Here is a 23,408-nt window from a genome sequence, read left to right as displayed (position 1 = left end):
GGCCGGAGAATCCACCGTGCACAAGACGCGACCGGCGCTTACCCAGCCTCGTGCCGCCGCCCGCCCTGCGAGGAGCGCCGGTGGCGGCTCAGGTGGCCTGGTCCGACCGTGATGCGCCGGTTCAGGCGCGCAGGCGTTCCCGGCGGAGCTGGTCGACCTCGGGCAAATCGAGGGGGGCCAGTTCGGTGACGCCGAGGGCGCGCATCAGCAGCAAGTCGGCGAGTTCGGGGTTGCGGGCCAGCGCAGGGCCGTGCATGTAGGTGCCGATCACCGAGCCCTGCACGACGCCTTCCAGCCCGTCGCCGACGCCGTTGCCGACGCCGCGGGTGACGCGGGCGAGGCCGTGCGCGTCGCCGCCGAGTTTGGTTCCGCCCCGGTGGTTTTCGAAGCCGGTGAGCGCGGCGGTGAGCCCGTCGAGCAGCGGTGTGGTTGTCACCTCGCCGATGGCGCGTTTGTGCTGCGGCGAGGTGGTGACGTCGAGCAGGCCGACGCCGTCGACCCGCTCGCCCGCCGAGGTCTCGTACCACTGGCCGAGCACCTGGATGGCCGCGCAGATCGCCAGCACCGGAGCGCCCCTCCCGGCGGCGCGCTGCAAACCGGGGTAGCGCTGTAGGTGCCGGGTGGCCAGGCGCTGTGCGGAGTCCTCCGCGCCGCCCAGGGTGTAGACGTCCAGGGAATCCGGCACCGGCTCCGACAGGTTGATCTCGACGATCTCGGCGTCGTATCCGCGCATGCGCAGCCGCTGGCGCAGCACGAGGGCGTTGCCGCCGTCGCCATAGGTGCCCATCACGTCCGGCAGCACCAAGCCGATGCGGAAGGTCGATTCACTCATGAGGCCCGCTCCTCGAGGTCACGGTTGAGATCACGGAAGGCGGTGTAGTTGGCCAGCACTTCCACGTGCCCCGCTGGGCACGACGCGATGGCGCGCACCGGATCGGGCACCAAGGTGTGCTCGACGCCTGCGTAGGTCAGCCGCACCGCGAGGTCGGTGGCGCGTTCGCCCGCCGCAACCACCTGCACGCCTTCGAAGTGCTCGAAGCGCACGTCCCACAGCCAGGACAGGTCCTCGCCGTCGGGCACCTGACCGTTCACCGCGATCACCAGGCCCGCCGAGGTCGGCTCGATCATCGACAGCGCCTCCTGCCAGCCGGCCGGGTTCTTGGCCAGCAGCAGCCGCGCGTCGTGCTCGCCGACCTGCACGGTGCGGTAGCGGCCCGCGATCTCGCGCACCGTGCCCGCGGCCGCGACGGCCTGCTCCGGGTCGGCGCCGAGCGCGACAGCGGCGGCCACCGCCTGTGCGGCGTTGCCGCGGTTGGCCCGGCCCGGCAGCGCCAGGCGCAGCGGGAAACGCTTGCCCTCCGGTCCGACCAGATCGTCCCCGTCGAGCCACCAATCGGGCTCGGGACGCTGGAAATCCGCTCCGGTGCTGCGCCAGTGCGCGCCCTCCCAGACGATCGGCTCGCCGCTGCGCGGGCAGCTGGTCGCGTCCATCGCCCAGCCGCTGCCCGCGGCGACCCACACCACGTTGGGATGGTCGTAGGCGATGGAGGTGACCAGCACGTCGTCGCAGTTGGCGACCACCACGGTGGCCGGGTGCTCGGCCAGGCCCGCGCGCAGCTTGCGCTCGATCATGTTGATCTCGCCGACCCGGTCGAGCTGGTCGCGGCTGAGGTTCAGCAGCACCACCGCCGAGGGGTTCAGCGAATCGGTGACGTGCGGTAGATGCAGTTCGTCCACCTCGATCGCGGCCAGCGGCGCGCGCCGGTGCGCGTTCAGCGCGGCGACGATGCCCGCGTCCATGTTCGCGCCGTCGGCCTGGGTCGCGACCGCGCCGAGGGTGCTGAGCGCGGCGGTGGTCATCCGCGTGGTGGTCGACTTGCCGTTCGTGCCGGTCACCAGCACGGTGCGCCGTCGCTGCCCGAGCTGATCCATGACGGTCGGATCGATCTTCAACGCGATCAGGCCGCCGATCATCGAGCCCTTGCCGCGACCCGCCTTCTGCGAGGCCCAGGACGCCGCGGCCGCCGCCGCCAGCGCGAGCCGTCCGCGCACCGATAGTTCTGCCACGCCGCGAGTCTATGTTCGACGCGCGATCCGGGCGCGCCGCGGTCGGGTGGCGTGGGCCACGCGGCTCACGCCTGGTAGAGCTTGGCCGCGTAGTTCTCCGGCGCGTAGTAGCGCTCCAGTTCCTCCACCGTCTCGGTCACGTTCGTCTGCACCTCTTTGACCAGGCGCGCAGCGCTCGGCAAGGTGTCCTGCGGCCACTGATCCGGCTCCCAGAGGTGGCTGCGCATGAACGCCTTGGCGCAGTGGAAGAAGATCTGGTCGATCTTCACCTCGACGGCGAGGATCGGGCGGTGGCCGCGCACCACCATGTCGTCGAAGTACGGCGCGTCGCGCACCAGCCGCGCGCGGCCGTTGATCCGCAGCGTCTCGCGGCGGCCAGGGATCATGAACAGCAGGCCGACGTGCGGGTTGGACAGGATATTCAGGTAGCCGTCGGCGCGCCGGTTACCGGGGCGCTCCGGGATGGCGATGGTGGTGTCGTCGAGCACCCGCACGAAGCCCGCCGGGTCGCCTTTCGGCGAGGCGTCGCAGTTCCCGTTCGCGTCGCAGGTGCTCATCACCAGGAACGGGGACAGCGCGATCCACTCGCGGTCCCTGGCGTGCAGGACGGGACGCTCCTTGGTCGCGACGCGCGGCGCCACCTCGCCGAGCAGTGCCCGCAGATCCGCCGGGTCGGTGATGTCGTTGGCGGTGCTCTCGCGCATAGTTCGATTCAAGCACCACGGCCTGGGGAATGACGATCGAATTGGGTTCGGGCGAGAGGAGATCGATCACATCCGTTCAGACCGGGACGTCGAACATGTTCGGTAGCCCGGCTGCGAAGCGGTCGGCGTCGATCCGGCGCAGGGGTTCCAGTTCGGGGGCGCGGTAGAGGGTGTACATCCGGCAGCGCTCCGCGTTCGAGCCGGCCACGTCCAGCAGTGCGTTCACCGCCGCGCGGGCGGACTCGTTGGCGCCCTCCATGGTCGCCAAGTCGATGTTCGTGCGCACGTAATCGCCTGCCAGGAAGAGGTTTTCCAGCGCGCCGTGCGGTTGCGGACGGTGCTCCCACGACCCGGCGGTGTTGATCAGCAGCGGGTCGGCGTTGGCGTTGCGCCGCTGGCCCTCCTGCCAGGTGATGCCCGGATCGAGGAACCAGGAGTGCAGGTCGGCGTCGCCCAGCACTTCGCCGCGATCGTCCAGGTGGGCTCTGATCTGCGCCCACGCCTCGCGAGCGATCTCCTCGTGGGTGCACTCCTTCGCGGGTTTGCCGAACAGGATGCCGGGGGTGTTCCAGTCGGAGATGTCCACCGAAAGACAGTCCTGCGCACCGCCGTCGCCGAATTCGGTCAGCTTGCGGCGCCACAGCTGGTTCTGGCTGATCGAGGTGAGCGACCACGGCGCGTCGATGTATGCGGTGTGGCCGCGGGAGATGTCGGCCGATCGGCGCAGATAGAACTGGATGCCGTTCATCCAGTCGGTGAACAGGTTGTCCATCCCGGCCAATTCGGGCTGGACGGCGAGCACTTGCGGCGACCACAGCGTGCGTGCCCGTTCGGCGGGCAACGCGACGACGAAGTAGTCGGCCTCGATCGTGCGCTGCGCGCCGGTCTCGTCCACGACGCGGGCCGCGACGATCCTGCGGTCACGCACCTCGAGCTCGCGCGCTTCGGCGCCGAGCACGAACTGCGCTCCCAGTTCCCGGATCCGCTGCGTCCACGGCTCGATCCACACCGCGTTGGTCGGGCCGTTGAGCACCCGGTCCAAGCTGCCGTCGTTGCCGATCCCCATGGGGTTGCCGAGGAACTGCTCGCCCATGGTGCCGATGGTGCGCACGCTGGCGATGTTCTCTTTCGCGGCCACCATGATGCTGGTCAGCGTGCGCGACAGCAGCGCGCGGAACTCGTGCGAGCGCGCGTGGCCGCCGACGAAATCGTGCCAGGAGGTGCGCTCCCACTGGCCGAGGCGGCGGGCATCGCAGCTGGTGTTGAAGACCAGCAGGCGTTCGGCGAAGTAGACGCCCTCGTGCGGCGGCATCTTCAGTGCGGTCGACAGCGCCGCGCCGAGCGTTTCGCGGAAACTGTCGGGAGAGAATTCGGCGCGGGAGCGCGGCCCGAGCGGGACGCGGAAGTCGTCGCCGCCGTGCCGGGCGAATCGTGCTTCCGGCACCGCGACGAGGTTGTCCCATACGCCATTCGCGTTGCCCGGGAAGGGGATTCGGCGCATGGTTTCGGGGATGTGCTGGTAGAAGCCGGGGAAGAAGCGGAAGCCGTGTTCGCCGGGCAGGTCCGGCCGTCCTTCCGTTCCGGTGCCGGGCACGCCGACGCTGCGGGCCTTGCCGCCCCACGCCCGCTTCTCGTAGACGGTGACCTGGAACCCGCGTTCCGCCAGTTCGTGTGCCGCGGTCAGGCCCGCGACACCGCCGCCGAGTACCGCGACTCTTCTGCCACCGGGATTCGCCCTCGCCGGCGTGGGTCTCAGCGCACCCGCCGTCAGCGCCCCCGCCGTAGCCACCCCCGCCGCGACCGTGTTACGAAGCAGTGCTCTTCGCGATACGGTCCACTGATTGTCTGCCATGCGCCGCTCTGCTGCCTAGCCTCGGGACCAACTTCCACGCCGCGCACTACTGTAGAGCGACAATCCGATCAATTCGCACCGACCCCGTGCGGCGACCGGCGCGGAGTGCGATTCTCGTGTCGGAGTGAACACCGCTGCCGTCGCTCAGGCCGGGCGACCGGCGCCCACCATCGCGGCAGTTCCCGATGCCTCGACGTGGGCGTTCGCCCGTGGCCTGCTCGACGTGGCGGCGAACGCGCCGGCCAGCACCACAACCCCGCCGATCAGCGACAACGGGGCCGGAGTCTCGCCCAGGAAAGTCCAAGCCGCCGCGATGCCGACGATGGGGACCAGCAGGGAGAACGGCGCGACCAGCCCGGCCGGATAGCGACCGAGCAGGTAGGTCCACAACCCCGTGCCCACCACGGTGGCGAGGACGGCGATATAGGCGAGCGCCAGGAGCGCGGGCAGACCCGTCGGCGTGAACGCCGCACCCAGAGCGCGCGCTCCCGTGGTCGGCCCCTCGACGACCGCCGACAGCGCGAACAGCGGCACCGGTGGGATGGCCGTGGTCCAGAGCATGAGGTGCAGCGGATTGACGCCGGGGGACTCGGTGCCGGCCAGACGCGCGCCGATGTTGCCGAAGGCCCAGCCCAGCCCGCCGGCGAGGGTCAGCAGCACCGGGAGCAGGGTGGCGTGGGCGAGCCGGTCCCAGCCGATCACCGCCATGCCCGCCACCGCGACGGCGATGCCCGCGACCTGCACCGGGCGCATCCGCTCGCGCAGCAGTAGCGTGCCGAGCAGCACGGTGAACGGCGCCGAGGATTGCAGCACCAGCGAGGCGAGCCCGGTCGGCATCCCCACCCGCATCGCGGTGAACAGGAACGCGAACTGCAGGATGCCGAATCCGATCCCGTACAGCAGGATCCAACGCATCCGCACCGCGGGACGCGGAACGAACAGCAGCGCGGGCACCGCCAGCACCGCGAAGCGCAGCGCAGCGAAGAAGAACGGGGGGAAGTGGTCGAGCCCGACCCGGATGGCGAGGAAGTTCACTCCCCACAGCAGGACGACGGTCAGGCCGAGCAGACGGTCACGGTTGGTCACGCCTTCATCGTGCGGTCCGCTAAAGATCAGGACAATCGAATAATTCTGTATCAATGATGTAGTTTAGCTTAATGGATTTCGGCTCCGAACCTGTCGCGTCCGGCCCGCCCATGGCATTGGAGCGTCTGCGTATCCTGCGCGAACTAGCCGATCGCGGCACTGTGGCCGCCGTGGCGGCCGCCGTGTCCATGACGCCCTCCGCCGTTTCCCAGCAGCTCAAGGTGCTCGCCCGGGAGGCGGGCGTGGCCCTGCTCGAACCGGACGGCAGACGCGTGCGGCTCACCGACGCCGGTCGCGCCCTGGTGGTGCGCGCCGACGAAGTGCTCGCCGCCATGGACCGGGCGGTCGCCGAGATGGCGCACTACCGCGGCTCGCCGCGCGGACGGGTCCGCGTCGCGGTGTTCCCCTCGGGCGGTGCGTTGCTGCTGCCGCATGTGCTGCCCGGCATGGTGGACAGCGGAGTCGAGGTGATCGCGCGGGACGAGGACGTGCCGCCGTCGGAAGTGGCGCGCCTGCTCGCCGACTACGACGTGGTGCTGACCCATCGTGACGAACACGCCGCGCCCATCGCCGACCCGCGGGTCACCACCCGGGCGCTCATGCGCGAGCCGATCGATGTGGTCGCGGCGCCGACGCATCGGCTCGCGGGCCGTTCGGCCGTCGCACCGGAGGAACTGGCCGAGGAGACCTGGCTCAGCGTGCGGGGCGGCTTCCCGGTGGACGACGTGTTGCGCTCGATCGCCACGGTGACCGGCGTGCAGCCGCGCATCGCCCAGCGCCTCAACGATTTTCGCGTCATCGAAACGCTGGTGGCCACCGGATACGGCGTCGCGCTCATGCCCCGCTACGCGGTGGGCCATCCCGACTTGACGGTGCTGCGGCTGTCCGGCGTGCGAGCCGCCCGGATATACGAACTGGCGACCCGGCCCAGGGCCGATGCCCGGCCCGCGATCGCGGCCGTGCTCACGGCGTTCGAATCGGCCGCCGCACTGGCGACCGCCGACTCCGCGCACGGAAACGGCTCCGCCGCGCGGATATGACTCCGCGCGGCGGCGCCGACGACGATCAGTATCCCGGCGGCGGCTGGTGCCGATAGGGGTGCTGGGCCTGCGAACTGACGTAACCGAAGTCGTCGGCGACCATCGCCGCCAGTTCCAGCAGCGCCCGCCGGGTCGGCTTGCTCACCAGTTCCAGATCGATTTCCGCGCCTTCGGCGAGGTGGTCGTCGAACGGCACGACCTGCACCGCGCGGGTGCGATCGAGGAACAGCTTGCGCAGCTGGTCGAGGTCGACGGTGGACGCGCCGCGCCGGGAAGCGTTCACCACCACCACGGTTCGCTCCACCAGCTTGCCGTAGCCGTGGTGGTCGAGCCAGTCCAGCGTGGCCGACGCGCTGCGCGCGCCGTCGATGGCGGGCGAGGTGACCAGCACCAGCGAACTCGCCATATCCAGCACGCCCGCCATCGCGGAGTGCATCAAGCCGGTGCCGCAGTCGGTCAGGATGATGTTGTAGAACGACTGCAGGATGCCGATCGCCTTGCGGTAGTCCGCTTCGCTGAACGCCTCGGAGACCGCCGGATCCTGTTCGCTGGCCAGCACTTCCAAGCGGCTCGGCGCCTGCGAGGTGTGCGCCCGCACGTCGGAGTACCTGGTGATGTGCTGATCTTCGAGCAGGTTGCGCACGGTGGAGCGGGTCTGCCGCGGCACCCGGTGCGCGAGCGTGCCCAGGTCGGGGTTGGCGTCGATCGCGATGACACGGTCGCCGCGCTGCGAGGCGAAGGTGGAGCCGAGACCAACCGTAGTGGTGGTCTTCCCGACGCCGCCCTTGAGCGACAGGATCGCGATTCGGTAATCACCGCGCACGGGCTGGTTCACCCGGTCGACCAAGTCCTGGTAGACGATGTCGGCCGCCGACTCGCCCGGATTGATCATGCCGCCGGACACCTTGTGCACCGCGCGGCGCCAACCGCTGCGCGGCGCCCTGCGGGCACGCCGGAGCAGATTCAGGTCGTTCACGGAATGTCCGGGCTGGCCGGGCTGCGGCACATGCTGCGGTTGGAACGGCAGCGCGGACTGGTGCGGCCCGGGGCCGCCCTGCCAGCTCGGCCCCTGCGGCTGCCCCAGCGGCGGCGGAGGCGGTTGATAGGCGGGCGGCGGAGGTTGATGTGTCACCGGCGGAGGCGGCGGCGCCCAGCTGTAGATCGGGCCGCTGGGCTGATCAAGTTGCGGCGCAGGAGGTTCCGGCTGCGCGGAATCCATGGGCGCGTGCCTGGCCAGGCCGTCGCCGCCGATGTCATGGCGGTAGTCCCCGTAACCCTGGTTGGGCTCCGGCGGGGTGGCTACCGGATGGCTACCGCTGTGGCCCGGCTGCGGCTGAAATGCGCCGGTAGCGAACGCCTCTCCAGGAAAGGGCGACGGAGGGGGATACGCGCCGGGAGGAGGCGGGGCGTACGAACCGTAGGGTTCGGCCGGTCCGTCCTGCGGGGGAGCCCAGGCCTGCACCGGTGCGGCGGCTTGCGGGTAGGCCGTGGTCTGCTCCGTCGAGCCTTGCGGCTCCAGCTGTTCGAGTTGGGCGTCCGGCTGCGGCGCCCCGGCAGGCACGTCGGTTTCCTTCGCTTCCGCGCCGCCGGTCGGCTCGGCCGCCGGGTCGTTGGCCGATGACTCCACGTCGCTGGCTTCGGCCGTATCCACGGAATGGCTCTGCAGCCAGGGTGGAGAGGTCGGATTGTGGTCGTTTGTTGTCACGGTTCCCCCATCTGCTCGGGAGTTCGAGCAGAGAGCTCGGCGCTTGGAGTGCGAATCCAACGCTAGCACGGGGTTCGCTACCCCGTGTCGCGGTAGGCGTGCCGGGCATGGGGAGCGAGACGCCCGTGACAAGCGGTCTGCCCCAGCGAGATCGGGCGCCGCGCGGTGAACCCGCGCGGCGCCCGTCCGGATGCGTGCCGAGACGCGCTGTCAGTGCGCCCGGTTCACCGCCGACACCACCGCGCGCAGCGACGCGGTCGTGATCGAGGTGGCGATGCCGACGCCCCACACCACCTTGTCGCCGATCGCGCACTCCACGTAGGCGGCGGCCTGCGCGTCGTCGCCCGCCGACATGGCGTGCTCGGAGTAGTCCAGGACCTCGACGTCGAAGCCGACTGTGGCGATCGCGTCGACGAACGCGGCGAGCGGCCCGTTGCCCTTGCCGGTGATCTCCTGCTCGACGCCGTCGACCTTCACCACGGCCACGATCGAGTCGACCCCGCCGTCGGTCTCCGACGCGGTGACCTTCTGGCGCATCCGCTCCAACGGCCGGATCGGGCTCAGGTACTCCTCGTGGAAGACGTCCCACATCTCCTTGGGCGTCACCTCGCCGCCCTCGCCGTCGGTGATCTTCTGGATCGCCTGCGAGAACTCGATCTGCAGCCGCCGCGGCAGCGCCAGCCCGTGGTCGGTCTTCATGATGTAGGCGACGCCGCCCTTGCCGGACTGCGAGTTGACCCGGATGACCGCCTCGTAGGTGCGGCCCACGTCCTTCGGGTCGATCGGCAGGTAGGGCACCTCCCAGACGATGTCGTCGACGTCCGCCCCGGCGGCGTCGGCCGCGGTCTTCATCGCGTCCAGGCCCTTGTTGATGGCGTCCTGATGGCTGCCGGAGAACGCGGTGTAGACCAGGTCGCCGCCGTACGGGTGCCGCTCGTGCACCGGCAGCTGGTTGCAGTACTCGACGGTGCGGCGGACCTCATCGATGTCGGAGAAGTTGATCTGCGGATCGACGCCGCGGGAGAACAGGTTCATCCCCAGCGTGACCAGGCACACGTTGCCGGTGCGCTCGCCGTTGCCGAACAGGCAGCCCTCGATCCGGTCGGCGCCGGCCTGGTAGCCCAGCTCGGCGGCGGCCACGGCGGTGCCGCGGTCGTTGTGCGGGTGCAGCGACAACACGATCGCGTCGCGGCGGGCCAGGTTGCGGCTCATCCACTCGATGGAGTCGGCGTAGACGTTCGGCGTCGCCATCTCCACGGTGGCGGGCAGGTTGATGATCAGCGGCTTCTCCGGCGTCGGGGCGATGATCGCCGACACCGCGTCGCACACCTCCTTGGCGTACTCCAGCTCCGTGCCGGTGTAGGACTCCGGGCTGTACTCGTAACGCCAGTTGGTGTCCGGGTAGCGCTTCTCGATCTCCAGGCACAGCGCGGCGGCGTCGGTGGCGATCTTCTTCACCGCTTCGCGGTCGGCACGGAAGACCACCTTGCGCTGCAGGATGGAGGTGGAGTTGTAGAAGTGCACGATGACGTTCTGCGCGCCGGCGCAGGCTTCGAACGTGCGCTCGATCAGCTCGGGACGGCACTGGGTCAGCACCTGGATGGTCACGTCGTCGGGGATCGCGCCGTCCTCGATGATCTCGCGGACGAAGTCGAAATCGGTCTGGCTGGCCGACGGGAAGCCGACCTCGATCTCCTTGTAACCCATCCGCACCAGCAGGTCGAACATGCGGCGCTTGCGGGCCGGGCTCATCGGGTCGATCAACGCCTGGTTGCCGTCGCGCAGGTCGACCGCGCACCAGGCGGGCGCCCGGTCGATGACCTTGTCCGGCCAGGTGCGGTCGGGCAGCGAGATCGGCTCGACCTCCTCGGCGAACGGCCGGTAACGGAACGTCGGCATCGAGGAGTTCTTCTGCTTGTTCCAACCGGGCTGGTCGGCGGGGGCGGGTTTGCTCGGCGCGGTGATGGTGCGCGCGCCGGATACGAATGCGTCAGCAGGGGACATGGGCGGTTCTCCCGAGGATGTCGTTTTTCCCAATGGGCTGGTCGACCGGCGCGGCAAAACCCCGCGACGGGAGCCGGTCCGATCAGACCCCGTCGCGGCGGTCGAGAAGAAGTGCCCGCTGCATGATGTCCGCGAGTTTACCGTGCCGGCATACCGCCGGGAAGGGAGGTCCCGTCGTCGGGTGATCCGATGACCCCGCTACCGTTCGTCCGGCAGTGCACGACGCTTGTACGGACCCCGGGGTCCGACGGGACGTAGAAGGATTGACAAATGACCTGGCTGGAGCAACTGGCCGTCTTCGGCGCCGGCATCTGGGCGGGCGGCATCAACACGATCGTCGGCTCCGGCACGCTGATCACCTTCCCGGTTCTGCTCGCTTTCGGCCTTCCGCCGGTGACCGCGAATGTGTCCAACACCATCGGTCTGGTCCCCGGCTCGATCAGCGGTGTGCACGGATACCGGCGCGAACTGGCGGGCCAGCGCCAACGGCTGCTGCGATTGGGCACGGCGTCGCTGCTCGGCGGCATCACCGGCGCGGTGCTGCTGCTGGAGTTACCCGCCGAAGCGTTCAAGGCGATCGTGCCCATCCTGATCATCCTGGCATTGGTGCTGGTCGTCGTGCAGCCACGGCTCGCGAACTGGGTCAAGCGCCGCCGGGAGAACGACGGCGCACCGGTGCCCGAGCACGGGGGACCGATCCTGGTCACCGCGGTCTACGCCGCCGGTGTGTACGGCGGGTACTTCGGCGCGGCGCAAGGCGTGCTGCTGATCGGGTTGCTCGGCGTTTTCGTGCACGACGACATCCAGCGCCTGAACGGGGCGAAGAACGTGCTCGCCCTGATCGTGAACGCGGTCTCCGCGCTGATCTTCATCGTCGTGGCCGATGTGGACTGGCGCGCGGTGGCGCTGATCGCCCTCGGCTCGATCATCGGCGGGCAGCTCGGCGCGCGGCTGGGCAGGCGGATGCCACCGAACCTGTTGCGCGCGGTGATTGTCGTGGTCGGTCTCATCGCGGTGATCCGCTTGGTGACGTCCTAGGTGGCGGACGGACCCGTGCCGCGAGATATCAGGGTCGGATGTCAATCCTCAGGCTGACGACGGCCACCGTGTACGGGGCACAGGATGAGTGCCGTGCCTAGCTGGAAGATCGTCATAGTCGCCGCGCTCGCCGCGTCGCTGCCCGTGGTGAGCGGCTGCGGCGGGCCGCCGAGCCGACACGAGTCGGCGGTCGCGGACCTGGTCGCGCAAGCCGACGCCGCGCCGACGCCCCGGCTGGACTGGGCGCAGTGCGCAGAGCCGGAGCTGCGCGAATTCCACTGCGCGACCGCCCAGGTGCCGGTGGACTACGCGCACCCCGACGGCCCGACCCTGGGTCTGGCGGTGCTGCGTCAGCAGGCCACCGACCCGCAGCGACGGATCGGCACGCTGTTCGCCGCCGCAGGCGGTCCGGGGAATTCGGGACTGCGCTGGGCGGCCGAAGGCGAACTGCTCGGCGGCGAGCTCGCACGCCGCTTCGACGTGATCACCTTCGACCAGCGCGGCGTCGGCCGCAGCGGACAGGTGCGGTGTTTCGCGGACGCCGAGCGGCAGCGGCGGTTCTGGTCCGGCGCGGTGCTTCCGCCCGTCGGCCCGGAGCAGGAGCGTGCGGCCGACGTGGCCGGCCGCGAGCTGGCCGCCGGTTGCGCGGCGCACGGCGGCGCTCTGCTCGGCCACTTGACCACCGTCGACGTGGCGCGCGACCTCGATCTGCTGCGCCGGGCCGTCGGCGACGCCCAGCTGACCTATACGGGCGGTTCCTACGCGAGCTATCTGGGCCAGGTGTACGGCGCGCTGTTCGGCGATCGGGTGCGCGCGCTGTCCCTGGCGTCGATGATCGACCCGCACGCGTACACCAACGACACCCGCAGCGCCGTCGAGGCCACCGCCGCGGGGACCGAAGAAGTGCTCGGTGAATTCCTGCGGCTGTGCGCGGACGCGGGCCTGCAGCGCTGCCCCTTCGCCGCGCCGAGCGGCCATGGTGGGGCCGTCGCGCGCGCGGGGGCGGGCGATCCCGGCACCCCCGTCGATCTGCGCGCGCGCGATGACGCCCTCCTGCGACGTCTGCGCGAGGCGCCGCAGGTCGTGGGGGCCGGGGAACGGGCGCGGACCGTCACCTACGCCGAGGTGCTGTCGTCGCGGGCGCTGTTGCTGTACGACCCGGAGAAGGGCTGGCCGGCCCTGGCCGCATTGCTCGCCGAACTGGAGCGCGGTCCGGCGGGTAATCCCGACGCGGTGAGCGAGATTCTCGCGGCCACCGCGCAAACCGGCGATTTCCTCGACTCGTACACCGCGATCTCGTGCGCGGACAACACCTTTCCGCGCGACCCCGGTCAATGGCCCGCGATGGCAAAGGATCTGGAGCGGGTAAGCCCCACTTACGGCGCGTTCTGGCTGTGGCTGCACCAGGCTTGCGCCTCTTGGCCGTCTCCGCCGGAGGGGTACGCCCAGCGGTACGGCGGGCCGTGGATCCTGCGGTCGGACACCCCTGCTCTGCTGATCAACAACCGCTTCGACCCCGCCACCCCGCTCAGCGCCGCGCGGCGCGCGCAGCGGGAACTGGTCAACGCCCGGTTGGTGGTCGTGGAGGGCGGTTACGGGCACACGCCGCTCGGCGAGTGTGCCCGTAAGTTGCGCGAGCGTTATCTCGTCGACTTGCAGCTACCTGCCCCCGGCGCGACCTGTCGCGCGGACGAGCTGCCGTTCGAGCGATAGCCAAATCGGATATCTGTTCACAAATCGGGAATACCGGTAATCTGCGCACGCTAAGCCTGATGATGGAAGGTGACCGGTGCGTAGACGTGCCTTGTTCAAGGCGGCTGGCACGGCCGCCCTGCTCGGTGCTGTGGGAACGATGGCGGGGACGGCCGCGGCCTCCGCGAATCCGATGTGGGAGGCCCTGTTCCGCGCCTGGGTTCCGGAGATCTTCGCCCCGATCCCCGATCCGCCGGAGCATTCGCCCGCGATCGTCATCGGCTCCGGCTTCGGCGCCGCCGTGTCCGCGTTGCGCCTGGCCGAGGCCGGGATCGCCACCACCGTGCTCGAGCGCGGTTCGCGCTGGCCGAACGACCCGTGGCGGGAGATCTTCACCGGCGACGACCTGCCCGACGGCCGTGGCTTCTGGCACCGCACCAACTTCACCGGCGTCACCAAGGTGCCGATGCATTTCGCCAGCTTCGGCGGCGTGCTGGACTGCACCGAATACCCGGGTATCGACGTCTGGCGCGCGGCCGCCGTCGGCGGCGGCTCGGTGATCTTCAGCGGCGCCATGATCGCCCCGGAGCGCCGCTTCTTCGACCACATCTTCGGTGGCCTCGTCGACTACGGCGAGATGGAGCGCGTCTACTACCCGCGCGTGCGCGAGATGCTGCGGCTGAGCCCGATGCCCGCAGACATCTACAACTCCTCGCCGTTCGCGCATTCCCGCGCCTGGGACGACCAAGTGCGCAAGGCGGGCTACCAGCCGCAGGCCAACGACTCGATCTTCAACTGGGACATCCTGCGCGCCGAATTGGCCGGAGCGTCGAGGCCTTCCGCGACGGCGGCGCGGAGCAATCTGGGCAACTCCAACGGCGCCAAGTTCGACCTGAATCAGAACTACCTGGCGTACGCGCAGAGCACCGGCCGCTGCGGCGTCTTCCCCGGTCACCGGGTCGACGCCATCGCGCAGGAATCCGGCGGCCGCTACGCGGTCACCGTGGCGAAGCTGTCGCCGACCGGTGACGTGCTGTCCACCCGCACCCTCACCTGCGACCGGCTCTTCCTCGGCGCCGGGTCGATCGGCAGCTCCGAATTGCTGGTCCGCGCGCAGGCCACCGGCGCGCTGCCCAACCTGAACGAACACATCGGCGACGGCTGGGGCACCAACGGGGATGTGGTCCTTGCCCGCGGCGCCAGCGCGCTGGCCGGTCAGGGCCAGGGCGTGCCGAGCGCGAGCCGGATCTTCGACGAATCCGCCGTGCCGCTGACCCTGGAGAGCTGGTACATCCCCGGCATTCCGTTCGAGACCGGCGCGCTCGCCTCGCTCGGCATGGTGCTCGACCCGACCCGCACCCGGTTCGGTTACGACGGGGCCACCGGCCGGGTCGGGCTGAGCTGGTCGGTCGAGAACCGGAACGAGACCGTCGCGGCGGCGCGCGCCGTCGATCACCGGATCGCCGAGCGCGCCGACGCCCTCGTCGAGTACAGCGCTCTCGGTTACGACGCGAACGCGCTGTTCACCGCGCATCCGCTCGGCGGGGCGGTGCTCGGTCGCGCCACCGACGGCTACGGCCGGGTGCACGGGCACCCCGGCCTGTACGTGATGGACGGCGCGGCGATCCCCGGCAGCACCGGAACGGTCAACCCCTCGCTGACCATCGCGGCGCTGGCCGAGCGCAATATCGAGGCAATCGTTCGCGCCGGTCGCTGAGATTCGACGGCGCCGGGCGCGACGTTCGCCCGGCGCCTTCTTTCGGTGGTATCGCCATCCGTGCCGAGCGTGCTTTTCGCGTACTAATGTCGGCGGCACCGTTCGGCGTCGAAGGGATCCGCAGTGTCCGCTCCCAGCTCGGGTATCGAGAGCTCATCCGTCGAGCGATACGGCCTGCCGGAAACGCCGGAGCCGCAGGACTATCCGCGCAAGCCGCCGATGCTGTGGACCGATTTCCTGATGCTGGCGCTGGCCGTCGTATCCGTGGCGCTGGTCAGCTGGATCACGTTCTTCCCGGTCTCCGGGCAGACCTACCACGCGATCGTGCTGGTCGACTGGTCGTTGTGCGCGGTCTTCGCGCTCGAGTTCCTGTGGCGCTGGCGTCGCGCGGGCTGGCCATGGACCTTCCCGTTCGTCTATTGGTACGAGATCCTCGGCATGATCCCGGTGACCAGCCCGTTCTTCCGCGCTTTCCGGCTGCTGCGCATCGTGGTGATCCTGGGCAGGCTGGCCCGGGTGGCCGATCGGGTGTTCGGCGACCGGGTGACCGCCGCGGTGGTGAACCGGTTCGTGGCGACCATCGTCGACACCATTCGCCGTCCGATGACCATCGCGGTGATGGACGAGGTGGCCGAGGTGCTGCGCACCGGCCACTACACCCGCAACATCGCGGCCGCGCTGGAGGAGAACCGCGCCGAGCTGGACGAGATGATCCTGGAGTTGATCAAGAAGGACCCGCAGGCGGGCCGGGTGCGCTACATCCCGTTCCACGACGAGATCATCCGGCTGATCGCCGACACCACCTTCCGCATCGTGTTCCAGGTGCTGGAGGATCCGCGCACCGACGAACTCGTCGCGGACGTGCTGCGGGAGAACATCGATCAGATCCGCGACGCCGTCCGCGACGGTGTGCGGGTACCGCCGTCCGCGTACGGGCCGACAGCCGCCGAGCACGGCGTGCGGCATCACGTCACTCGGGTACCGCGTGCCTGATCGCATCCCGCGGCTGCGCCAAACGCACGGTCTCCCAAGCGATCAGCGCGACCAGGACGCCACACAGGAGGGCCAGCGAAGCCAGCGCGGGCAGGGCGCAGGCCAGCGGGATGAGCGCCAGCAGCACCACGACGGCGAACACGCGCGGCACCGTGACGGTGCGCGTGGCGTAGTGCTTGAACCCCACCAGGGCGATCAGATACAGCACGACGCCGCCGTAGAGGGCGTAGAGCGGGATTCCGTACAGCGCGTCCCGCAAGGTGTGGTGCGAGGAATCCCCGACGTAGTAGAGGACCTTCTTCAGCCCCAGCGACAGCGCGATGATCCCGGCGATCATCGGGAAATGCCAGAAGGTGTAGGAAGCCTGCGCGATCTTGATCTGCCGCCTGCCCTCGGCGTGGACGAATTCGTGCTCCACCGCGAGGGCCGCGACGTCGAAATACGCCCACCACAGCAGGCCGGAAATGGCGAGGCCGAGCAGCGAACCGAGCGCGATCGGCCAGGAGATCGGCAGGCCCGCCACTCCGATGCCGATCGAGACGATCGATTCACCGAGCGCGACGATGATGATCAGCCCGTATCGCTCGACGAAATGGTTGGCCGAATTCAATCGCCAATCGGTGCCCGCGAACAGTGTCCACAGATAGTCGCCCGCGATCGCGGCGATCCACAGCGCGATCTGCACCCGGCCGGTGGTCAGCGCGGCGACCACCAGCAGCGTGGTGCCGAGGGTGATCGACCCGAGCGCCCAGCGCAGCAGCTGTCCGCGCAATTGCGGGTCCTCGGCGCTGGCCAGCCAGAACATCCCGAGATGCACCAACCGCACGATCAGGTAGGCGATGGCGAAGACCAGCGGCCCGAACCATCCGCCGTCCAGGTCCTCGAACGCCTCCGGGATGGTGAGCGCGGCCAGGAAGGCGCCGCCCATGGCGGCGAACATCGCGACCCGCGCGATGCCCTCGTCGGCGCGGACCACGTTGCCGAGCCAGGAGTAGGCGATCCACAGCCACCACATCACCGCGAGCACCAGCAGCCCGCGCAGCATGTTCTTCGCGCTGGTTTCCTCCGCGACCAAGCCGGTGACCATGGTGAACGCGAAGACGAGCACCAGGTCGAAGAACAACTCGAGCTGGGTCACCGACGCGCCTTCCGCCATCGGCTGGAACCGCGCCCGTTTGGAACCGATCATGCGCTCATCGTCGCACCCCGGCCGATTCCGCGCCGGTTCCCCGCGGTAGCCAGGCGGCCGATTTCGCGCAGAGCGCAGCTGCCGGCTATACGGGTTGATAGGTCTCCGTTTCCGGGAACCGCTCGGCGAAATCAATGAAGCACTCCACGACCACCTCGTTGGCCTTGCGGAAAGTGCGTTTGAGCAGAAATCCGGGCACCGGCAGCGGCAGATAGAGCTCGACGTGGTACCAGACGTGCGTGCCGTCGACGCTGTCGGACACCTCGAAAAAACCGCCGCCCCGCACGCCCCTGGTGCTGTCGGCGACGGTCCAGGACGACCGGTCGTCGGTCCAATCGTATTCCAGGACTTGCAGATCCGAACTGCCGAGAAGCTCCGCCTTGAGGAAGACCCGCCGCGGCCTTCGCCGTGCGTCGCGGGTCGCGACCCGGACGTCGCTGTAGGAGGACGACCATTCCGGAAGCGATTCCACGTCCCGCAGGGCGTCCATGACCTGATCGGGATCGGTGTCGACGAAGAATCGGATATCCGTTTTGGTGCGCATGGCATACCTCCGACCCCCGGATGGACAAGTCGGCCCGATTGTCTCCGCGTTTTGTCCGGTTCGTCAACCTGACTGTGCCAGAGGGGATCTCGGTTACCCGGATAACATGCCGTTATCTGCCCGAGATCGGCGATCGGCAAACACGGGAACAACTTCCGTCCGGAAGGATGGGTCCGCGCCGGGGCCTGCGCGCCTACCATCGGATCCGAATGGGCGCCGGTATCCGGCGCCGTCGAGACGCGCGGGAGGACGTCATGAAATACGCCGAACTGCTGGCGCAGGCACGGGATGCGATCACGGTGCGCCGGGTTTACGGCGACCCCTACGAAGCAGGCGGGGCGATCGTCATTCCCGCCGCGTCGGTCGGTGGCGGCGGAGGCGGAGGCGGCGGCACCGGGAACGGCGCGGACGGGGAGGGCTCGGGTGAAGGCGCGGCGTTCGGCGTCGGCGCCAAGCCGGTCGGCGCTTACGTGCTTCGCGACGGCCGGCTGACCTGGCACCCGGCCGTCGACGTCAACGCGATCATCGACACGGCGGGCAAGGTGCTGATCGCGGGCATCTTGGCCTTCGCGCTGACCCGCCGTTTCCGGCGAAGCGACTGATCGGCGCGGGGGTGGTTTCCGGTCGGTGGGCGCCGGGCCGAGCGACGGCGAGGCCGCCCGCCGCTCGACCCGGCGCGACGTTCATTGCGATGCGGCGGGCTCGACGATCGCGTCGGGCCCCGGATACACCAGCGACTCGTGACCGTCGGAGAAGCGCACCAGGTAGGGCGGCGTCCCGTCCGGTCCGCGGACCTCGATGATCTCGGCTAGGTGATCCCCTTCTCCCACCACGTGTCCGTGCACGCAGAGTCGATCTCCTACATGTGCGATCATCGCCCCATTATCGGACGCCAGTGGTGCGCGTCACAACCACCTGGGCGAACAGGTGGGGCAGCGGCAACCGGTCGAGGCGGGACGGTGGGACCGGCTTCTCGTCGCCCGGCTCAGCTCGCGTCGGCGAGGAACGACAGCCGCACCTGCCGGTCCGGATTGTCGACATTCAGATCGACCAGCGCGATCGACTGCCACGTGCCGAGGGCGAGCTTCCCGCCGAGGACCGGAACGGTCGCGTACGGCGGGATGAGGGCGGGCATCACGTGCGAGCGCCCGTGTCCGCGGGAGCCGTGTGCGTGCCGCCACCGATCATCGGCGGGCAGCAGATCGCGCAGCGCGGCCAGCAGGTCGTCGTCGCTGCGCGCGCCCAGCTCCATGATCGCGATCCCGGCCGTGGCATGCGGCACGAAGACGTGCAGCAACCCGTCCCCGCCCGCTTCGCGCGCGAAGGCCGCGCACTGCGGCGTGATGTCCTGTACCACTTCACTGTGGCCTGTTCGCACCTCCAGCAGTGTGCTCTTCATGCGCCCATCGTCCCCCATCCGCCGCGGCTCGCGCGGCGCGATCGGGATGGGATGCGGCTGTGTGCTTTTCCACAAGCCGGGTAGGTAGCGGCAAAACCGCTGGCCCCGGCCGGTACCCTGAATGACTGTTACCAGTTTGTTGTCGATCTTGGAGGACCCTGTCGTGGCTCTCGTGGTTCAGAAGTACGGAGGATCCTCGGTGGCGACCGCCGAGCGGATCCGGCGCGTCGCTGAACGGATCGTGGAGACCAAGAAGCAGGGCCACGACGTGGTGGTCGTCTGCTCCGCCATGGGCGACACCACCGACGAGCTGCTCGACCTCGCTCAGCAGGTGGCGCCGTCGCCGCCGGCCCGCGAGATGGACATGCTGCTCACCTCGGGCGAGCGCATCTCCAACGCGCTGGTCGCCATGGCCATCCACTCGCTCGGCGCGGAGGCCCGGTCGTTCACCGGCTCGCAGGCGGGCGTGATCACCACGGGCGCGCACGGCAACGCGAAGATCATCGACGTGACCCCCGGTCGCGTCCGCGCCGCTCTGGACGAGGGTCTGGTCGTGCTGGTCGCGGGCTTCCAGGGCGTGAGCCAGGACAGCAGGGACGTCACCACGCTCGGTCGCGGCGGCTCCGACACCACGGCGGTCGCGCTGGCCGCGGCGCTGGACGCGGACGTCTGCGAGATCTACACCGACGTGGACGGCGTCTTCACCGCCGACCCGCGCATCGTGCCCGACGCGCAGCGGCTCGAGCAGGTCTCCTACGAGGAGATGCTGGAGCTGGCGGCCTGCGGGGCCAAGGTCCTGATGCTGCGCTGTGTGGAATACGCCCGCCGCTACAACGTGCCCGTGCACGTGCGCTCGTCCTACACCGACAAGCAGGGCACCTACGTTTACGGATCGATGGAGGACATCCCCTTGGAGCAAGCAATCCTCACTGGCGTCGCGCACGACCGCAGCGAGGCCAAGGTGACCGTGGTCGGGCTGCCGGACGAACCGGGCTACGCCGCCAAAGTGTTCCGCGCCGTGGCCGACGCGGAGATCAACATCGACATGGTCCTGCAGAACATCTCCAAGATCGAGACGGGCAAGACCGACATCACCTTCACGCTGCCGAAGACCGAGGGCGCCCGCGCGGTCGAGATGCTGACCAAGCGCCAGTCCGAGATCGGCTTCTCCCAGGTGCTCTACGACGACCACATCGGCAAGGTGTCGCTGGTCGGCGCCGGCATGAAGAGCCACCCCGGCGTCACCGCCACCTTCTGTGAGGCGCTGGCCAAGGCGGGGGTCAACATCGACCTCATCTCCACCTCCGAGATCCGCATCTCCGTGCTGGTCAAGGACACCGAACTGGACGAGGCGGTCAAGGTGCTGCACAAGGCGTTCGACCTGGGCGGCGACGAGGTCGCGGTGGTCCACGCGGGAACGGGGCGATAGGCCATGGGAGTTCGCGTAGGAGTCGTCGGCGCGACCGGGCAGGTCGGCGCCGTCATGCGGAAGCTGCTGGAGGAGCGCAACTTCCCGGCCGACGAGGTGCGGTTCTTCGCCTCGGCTCGTTCGGCGGGCAAGACGCTGCCCTGGCGCGGCCGCGAGATCGTCGTCGAGGACACCGAGACCGCCGATCCGTCCGGCTTGGACATCGCGTTGTTCTCCGCGGGCGCCACCATGTCCCGGGTGCAGGCGCCGCGCTTCGCCGCCGCAGGCGTCACGGTGATCGACAACTCCTCGGCGTGGCGCAAGGACCCCGAGGTCCCGCTGGTGGTCAGCGAGGTCAACCCGGAGCAGACGCGCAACCTGGTCAAAGGCATCATCGCCAACCCGAACTGCACCACGATGGCGGCCATGCCGGTGCTCAAGCCGCTGCACGACATCGCGGGTCTGCGCCGCCTGATCGTCTCCAGCTACCAGGCGGTCTCCGGCAGCGGCCTGGCCGGTGTCGAAGAGCTGGCAAGCCAGGCCCGCGCGGTGATCGATGACGCCGAGAAGCTGACCCACGACGGCCGCGCCGTCGACTTCCCCGCGCCGAACAAGTACGTCGCGCCCATCGCGTTCAACGTGCTTCCGCTGGCGGGTTCGCTGGTCGACGACGGCTCCGGCGAGACCGACGAGGACCAGAAGCTGCGCAACGAGAGCCGCAAGATCCTCGGCATCCCGGATCTCGCGGTGAGCGGCACCTGCGTGCGCGTGCCGGTCTTCACCGGCCACTCGCTGTCGGTGAACGCCGAGTTCGCCGAGCCGCTCTCGGCCGAGCACGCCAAGGAGATCCTGGCCAAGGCCCCCGGTGTGCGGCTGGTCGATGTGCCGACTCCGCTCGCCGCGGCGGGCATCGATGATTCGCTCGTCGGCCGCATCCGGCAGGACCCTGGTGTGCCGGACGGCCGCGGGCTCGCGCTGTTCATCTCCGGCGACAACTTGCGAAAGGGCGCTGCGCTCAACACTATTCAGATCGCCGAGGTGCTGCTCAGCGAGCGCTGAGAGCTACTCGATCGAACGGGCCGCGGGTTTCGCGGCCCGTTCGTCGTTTCCCTCCTCCGTTATCGTGCGCGGATGACTCCGCCGGTTGAGGCGGTCGGCTTCGTATCGCTGGTATCGGTGCTGCCCGGGTGGGCGACCAGGCGGGGGACCGAGCCGCTGCCGATTCCAGGCGAGGCGACTCGGGAACGGCTCAGTGGGTGCGCAGACCGTCGAAGACGACGGCGAAGGCGCGCTCGCGCTGCGCGGCGGTGGCTGCGGTGCCGTGGGTGGCGAGGAACGCGCCCTTGATGACGCGCATCAGGTCCTCGACCTCGATGTCGGTGCGCACGCCGCCCGCCTGCTGCGCGCGGGTGAGCAGCGTGCCGATGGCCGCGTTGAGTTCGTGGACGGGCCGCAGGTATTCGGGGGCGTCCTGGCCGCCGACGGCGTCGGCGAGATCCCGCTTGACGCTGCCCTCGGCCACGAGCCGGGCGAGGAAGTCGAAGAACGCGGGCACCGGATCCGCGGAGTCGGCCAATTGCCGTGCCAGCGCGATGATCCGGTCCACCCGGTCCACGATCGCCGCCTCGAACAGCGCTTCCTTCGTGGGAAAGTGCCGGTAGACGGTGCCCGCGCCGACACCGGCCCGCCGTGCGATCTCGTCCAGCGGCACGGAGAGCCCTTCCGCGGCGAACGCTTCCTGCGCGGCTGCCAAAACGCGCTCGCGATTGCGGCGAGCGTCGGCGCGCATGGGTCGGCGCTCGGGTTCGGTCACGGGTCAGGAGTCTACTGTTGACAACCGGGGCGCGCGTTCCAGATGATAAGCGGGTCTTGCGTTCCGCTTATTTGGAGGTGTCCGATGACCGATGGTTCGTCCGCGCGGAGCCCGCGCGAGCTGGTCGAGCGATTGTTCGGCGACCTGCCTGCGCGCGATGCCGACGCGTTCGTCGCGCTGCTCGCGCCCGACGCGGTCTTCGAAATCCCGTTCACCATCCCTGGGCTTCCGACGCGACTGGAAGGCCGGGAGGCGATCCGCGAGCATTTGGCGCAACGATGGTCGGGCCTGTCCGGGATCGAAGTGCACGCGATCCATCCCCAGATCTACGAGACCACCGACCCCGAGGTGCTGCTCGTGGAGAACGAGGTGGACATGACCGTCCCCGGCTCCGGTCGCGCCCGGGTGCGCACCTCGGTGAACGTCGTCCGGGTCCGCGACGGCCGAGTGGTGCTCTTCCGCGACTACATGGACACCGCCCGCTTCACCCGCCTGGCCACGAGCTGAGCTGCTACTCGGCGCGCACTGTTCCGCGCAGCCGTGTGCGGTGCGGACGAATGCCAATCGAGTGGTACCATATGTTGTACGACTTGCTAGGAGGAACCATGGCTTCGGCGATCACGGCGAGCGAGGCGCGAAAGAACCTGTTTCCTCTGGTGCGGAAGGTCAACGAGGATCACGACACGATCGAGATCGTGTCGAAAGGGGGGAACGCGGTGTTGATGTCCAAGGAGGACTACGACTCGCTGATGACAACCGTGGAGCTGTTGAGCGGACGCGACGGGGCGCGCCTACGCCGCTCGATTCAAGAGCTCGAGGGTGGTGGCGGCGTCGAACGCGATCTCATCGAATGAAGGTCGTATTCTCCGAATCCGCATGGGAGGAATACGCGGCCTGGCTTCAGCGTGACCGGCTCGTATTGAAGAAGGTCAATGTGCTGATCAAAGCCATCTTGTGCGATCCGTTCGAAGGCGTCGGCAAGCCCGAGCCCTTGAAGCACGACTTGGCAGGGTACTGGTCGCGCCGGATCACGCAGGAGCACCGGCTCGTCTATCGAATCGTCGACGATGCGGTTTGGATCGCCAAGGCCGGAAAGCATTACGACTGACGGCGGGCCGCACGCGGAAAAGGCCTCGCTCGTCGCGCGGCGGGGCTGT

23 protein-coding genes are annotated in these 23,408 nt (G+C 69.3%); 11 read left to right on the top strand and 12 right to left on the bottom strand.

The window, feature by feature from the left end; all coding sequences use genetic code 11:
• Positions 1-121: 121 nt before the first annotated feature.
• The 5 genes from ACH49X_RS07790 to ACH49X_RS07770 all read right to left on the bottom strand — a co-directional run bounded on the left by ACH49X_RS07790 (position 122) and on the right by ACH49X_RS07770 (position 5,709).
• On the bottom strand, positions 122-832 hold the full coding sequence (locus ACH49X_RS07790) for a type 1 glutamine amidotransferase (RefSeq protein ID WP_039794476.1): 711 nt from the start codon (positions 830-832) through the stop codon (positions 122-124).
• Complete coding sequence (locus tag ACH49X_RS07785; RefSeq protein ID WP_357108592.1) at positions 829-2,067, bottom strand: Mur ligase family protein; 1,239 nt, start codon at positions 2,065-2,067, stop codon at positions 829-831. The genes ACH49X_RS07790 and ACH49X_RS07785 overlap by 4 nt, the downstream gene beginning before the upstream one ends.
• Positions 2,068-2,132: 65 nt before the next feature.
• Positions 2,133-2,771 (bottom strand): pyridoxamine 5'-phosphate oxidase family protein, encoded by a 639-nt coding sequence (locus ACH49X_RS07780; protein ID WP_195079809.1) that lies wholly within the window; start codon positions 2,769-2,771, stop codon positions 2,133-2,135.
• Positions 2,772-2,847: 76 nt separating this feature from the next.
• Positions 2,848-4,623, bottom strand: a complete 1,776-nt coding sequence (locus ACH49X_RS07775) for an FAD-dependent oxidoreductase (protein ID WP_195079810.1) — start codon at positions 4,621-4,623, stop codon at positions 2,848-2,850.
• A gap of 144 nt (positions 4,624-4,767) precedes the next feature.
• On the bottom strand, positions 4,768-5,709 hold the full coding sequence (locus ACH49X_RS07770; protein ID WP_195079811.1) for an EamA family transporter: 942 nt from the start codon (positions 5,707-5,709) through the stop codon (positions 4,768-4,770).
• A 110-nt stretch (positions 5,710-5,819) separates the two neighbouring features.
• Here ACH49X_RS07770 and ACH49X_RS07765 point away from each other — a divergent pair, with 110 nt between their 5' ends.
• Positions 5,820-6,749: a LysR family transcriptional regulator gene (locus ACH49X_RS07765; RefSeq protein ID WP_195079908.1), complete on the top strand. Its 930-nt coding sequence runs from the start codon at positions 5,820-5,822 to the stop codon at positions 6,747-6,749.
• A gap of 25 nt (positions 6,750-6,774) precedes the next feature.
• On the opposite strand, the gene ACH49X_RS07760 is transcribed toward ACH49X_RS07765, so the two are convergent.
• On the bottom strand, positions 6,775-8,400 hold the full coding sequence (locus tag ACH49X_RS07760) for a MinD/ParA family protein (RefSeq protein WP_195079812.1): 1,626 nt from the start codon (positions 8,398-8,400) through the stop codon (positions 6,775-6,777).
• Positions 8,401-8,664: 264 nt separating this feature from the next.
• Positions 8,665-10,458: a 2-isopropylmalate synthase gene (gene leuA, locus ACH49X_RS07755; protein ID WP_195079813.1), complete on the bottom strand. Its 1,794-nt coding sequence runs from the start codon at positions 10,456-10,458 to the stop codon at positions 8,665-8,667.
• Between the two features lie 270 nt (positions 10,459-10,728).
• Between leuA and ACH49X_RS07750 the strand changes: the two genes are divergently transcribed.
• The 4 genes from ACH49X_RS07750 (at position 10,729) to ACH49X_RS07735 (ending at position 15,898) form a co-directional block, all read left to right on the top strand.
• Positions 10,729-11,496, top strand: a complete 768-nt coding sequence (locus ACH49X_RS07750) for a sulfite exporter TauE/SafE family protein (protein WP_195079814.1) — start codon at positions 10,729-10,731, stop codon at positions 11,494-11,496.
• Between the two features lie 93 nt (positions 11,497-11,589).
• Positions 11,590-13,209, top strand: a complete 1,620-nt coding sequence (locus ACH49X_RS07745) for an alpha/beta hydrolase (RefSeq protein WP_357419948.1) — start codon at positions 11,590-11,592, stop codon at positions 13,207-13,209.
• 76 nt (positions 13,210-13,285) lie between these two features.
• On the top strand, positions 13,286-14,905 hold the full coding sequence (locus ACH49X_RS07740; RefSeq protein ID WP_195079816.1) for a GMC oxidoreductase: 1,620 nt from the start codon (positions 13,286-13,288) through the stop codon (positions 14,903-14,905).
• A 123-nt stretch (positions 14,906-15,028) separates the two neighbouring features.
• On the top strand, positions 15,029-15,898 hold the full coding sequence (locus ACH49X_RS07735) for an ion transporter (RefSeq protein ID WP_323124474.1): 870 nt from the start codon (positions 15,029-15,031) through the stop codon (positions 15,896-15,898).
• Here the strand turns inward: ACH49X_RS07735 and ACH49X_RS07730 are convergent.
• A complete protein-coding gene (locus ACH49X_RS07730; RefSeq protein ID WP_195079817.1) occupies positions 15,876-17,087 on the bottom strand; it encodes a low temperature requirement protein A in 1,212 nt (403 codons plus the stop codon). The genes ACH49X_RS07735 and ACH49X_RS07730 overlap by 23 nt on opposite strands.
• Before the next feature lie 85 nt (positions 17,088-17,172).
• The gene (locus ACH49X_RS07725; protein WP_195079818.1) at positions 17,173-17,631 is read right to left on the bottom strand and encodes an SRPBCC family protein; all 459 of its coding nucleotides are present in this window, start codon (positions 17,629-17,631) and stop codon (positions 17,173-17,175) included.
• 20 nt (positions 17,632-17,651) lie between these two features.
• On the opposite strand from ACH49X_RS07725, the gene ACH49X_RS07720 reads away from it, so the two are divergent.
• A complete protein-coding gene (locus ACH49X_RS07720) occupies positions 17,652-18,233 on the top strand; it encodes a hypothetical protein (protein WP_324722333.1) in 582 nt (193 codons plus the stop codon).
• Between the two features lie 81 nt (positions 18,234-18,314).
• Here the strand turns inward: ACH49X_RS07720 and ACH49X_RS07715 are convergent, their stop codons facing one another.
• On the bottom strand, positions 18,315-18,506 hold the full coding sequence (locus ACH49X_RS07715; RefSeq protein ID WP_195079819.1) for a DUF1918 domain-containing protein: 192 nt from the start codon (positions 18,504-18,506) through the stop codon (positions 18,315-18,317).
• Positions 18,507-18,616: 110 nt separating this feature from the next.
• Positions 18,617-19,030, bottom strand: a complete 414-nt coding sequence (locus ACH49X_RS07710) for a secondary thiamine-phosphate synthase enzyme YjbQ (protein WP_195079820.1) — start codon at positions 19,028-19,030, stop codon at positions 18,617-18,619.
• A 163-nt stretch (positions 19,031-19,193) separates the two neighbouring features.
• Here ACH49X_RS07710 and ACH49X_RS07705 point away from each other — a divergent pair, with 163 nt between their 5' ends.
• A complete protein-coding gene (locus ACH49X_RS07705) occupies positions 19,194-20,459 on the top strand; it encodes an aspartate kinase (protein ID WP_067799711.1) in 1,266 nt (421 codons plus the stop codon).
• A gap of 3 nt (positions 20,460-20,462) precedes the next feature.
• Positions 20,463-21,497: an aspartate-semialdehyde dehydrogenase gene (locus ACH49X_RS07700; RefSeq protein ID WP_195079821.1), complete on the top strand. Its 1,035-nt coding sequence runs from the start codon at positions 20,463-20,465 to the stop codon at positions 21,495-21,497.
• Positions 21,498-21,687: 190 nt separating this feature from the next.
• On the opposite strand, the gene ACH49X_RS07695 is transcribed toward ACH49X_RS07700, so the two are convergent.
• A complete protein-coding gene (locus tag ACH49X_RS07695) occupies positions 21,688-22,251 on the bottom strand; it encodes a helix-turn-helix domain-containing protein (RefSeq protein ID WP_323124476.1) in 564 nt (187 codons plus the stop codon).
• A gap of 84 nt (positions 22,252-22,335) precedes the next feature.
• Between ACH49X_RS07695 and ACH49X_RS07690 the strand changes: the two genes are divergently transcribed.
• From ACH49X_RS07690 to ACH49X_RS07680, 3 genes are all read left to right on the top strand, one after another.
• Positions 22,336-22,758: an SgcJ/EcaC family oxidoreductase gene (locus ACH49X_RS07690; RefSeq protein ID WP_357207004.1), complete on the top strand. Its 423-nt coding sequence runs from the start codon at positions 22,336-22,338 to the stop codon at positions 22,756-22,758.
• A gap of 98 nt (positions 22,759-22,856) precedes the next feature.
• Complete coding sequence (locus tag ACH49X_RS07685; RefSeq protein WP_067799699.1) at positions 22,857-23,105, top strand: type II toxin-antitoxin system Phd/YefM family antitoxin; 249 nt, start codon at positions 22,857-22,859, stop codon at positions 23,103-23,105.
• Complete coding sequence (locus ACH49X_RS07680; RefSeq protein ID WP_357207002.1) at positions 23,102-23,359, top strand: Txe/YoeB family addiction module toxin; 258 nt, start codon at positions 23,102-23,104, stop codon at positions 23,357-23,359. The genes ACH49X_RS07685 and ACH49X_RS07680 overlap by 4 nt, the downstream gene beginning before the upstream one ends.
• The last annotated feature ends 49 nt before the right edge of the window (positions 23,360-23,408 follow it).

Origin of the sequence: Nocardia sp. NPDC019323 (assembly GCF_044389845.1) — a bacterium.
GTDB lineage: Bacteria > Actinomycetota > Actinomycetes > Mycobacteriales > Mycobacteriaceae > Nocardia > Nocardia implantans.
Note: the sequence above shows the minus strand (reverse complement) of the source record. Positions and strands in the feature narration are given on the sequence as shown.

What these genes read in the sequence shown, in the direction of transcription:
- ACH49X_RS07790 (WP_039794476.1), bottom strand. Translation starts at nt 832, where the DNA reads ATGAGTGAATCGACCTTCCGCATCGGCTTGGTGCTGCCGGACGTGATG.
- ACH49X_RS07780 (WP_195079809.1), bottom strand. Translation starts at nt 2,771, where the DNA reads ATGCGCGAGAGCACCGCCAACGACATCACCGACCCGGCGGATCTGCGG.
- ACH49X_RS07775 (WP_195079810.1), bottom strand. Translation starts at nt 4,623, where the DNA reads ATGGCAGACAATCAGTGGACCGTATCGCGAAGAGCACTGCTTCGTAAC.
- ACH49X_RS07765 (WP_195079908.1), top strand. Translation starts at nt 5,820, where the DNA reads ATGGCATTGGAGCGTCTGCGTATCCTGCGCGAACTAGCCGATCGCGGC.
- leuA (WP_195079813.1), bottom strand. Translation starts at nt 10,458, where the DNA reads ATGTCCCCTGCTGACGCATTCGTATCCGGCGCGCGCACCATCACCGCG.
- ACH49X_RS07750 (WP_195079814.1), top strand. Translation starts at nt 10,729, where the DNA reads ATGACCTGGCTGGAGCAACTGGCCGTCTTCGGCGCCGGCATCTGGGCG.
- ACH49X_RS07730 (WP_195079817.1), bottom strand. Translation starts at nt 17,087, where the DNA reads ATGATCGGTTCCAAACGGGCGCGGTTCCAGCCGATGGCGGAAGGCGCG.
- ACH49X_RS07725 (WP_195079818.1), bottom strand. Translation starts at nt 17,631, where the DNA reads ATGCGCACCAAAACGGATATCCGATTCTTCGTCGACACCGATCCCGAT.
- ACH49X_RS07720 (WP_324722333.1), top strand. Translation starts at nt 17,652, where the DNA reads ATGGACAAGTCGGCCCGATTGTCTCCGCGTTTTGTCCGGTTCGTCAAC.
- ACH49X_RS07715 (WP_195079819.1), bottom strand. Translation starts at nt 18,506, where the DNA reads ATGATCGCACATGTAGGAGATCGACTCTGCGTGCACGGACACGTGGTG.
- ACH49X_RS07710 (WP_195079820.1), bottom strand. Translation starts at nt 19,030, where the DNA reads ATGAAGAGCACACTGCTGGAGGTGCGAACAGGCCACAGTGAAGTGGTA.
- ACH49X_RS07700 (WP_195079821.1), top strand. Translation starts at nt 20,463, where the DNA reads ATGGGAGTTCGCGTAGGAGTCGTCGGCGCGACCGGGCAGGTCGGCGCC.
- ACH49X_RS07690 (WP_357207004.1), top strand. Translation starts at nt 22,336, where the DNA reads ATGACCGATGGTTCGTCCGCGCGGAGCCCGCGCGAGCTGGTCGAGCGA.
- ACH49X_RS07685 (WP_067799699.1), top strand. Translation starts at nt 22,857, where the DNA reads ATGGCTTCGGCGATCACGGCGAGCGAGGCGCGAAAGAACCTGTTTCCT.
- ACH49X_RS07680 (WP_357207002.1), top strand. Translation starts at nt 23,102, where the DNA reads ATGAAGGTCGTATTCTCCGAATCCGCATGGGAGGAATACGCGGCCTGG.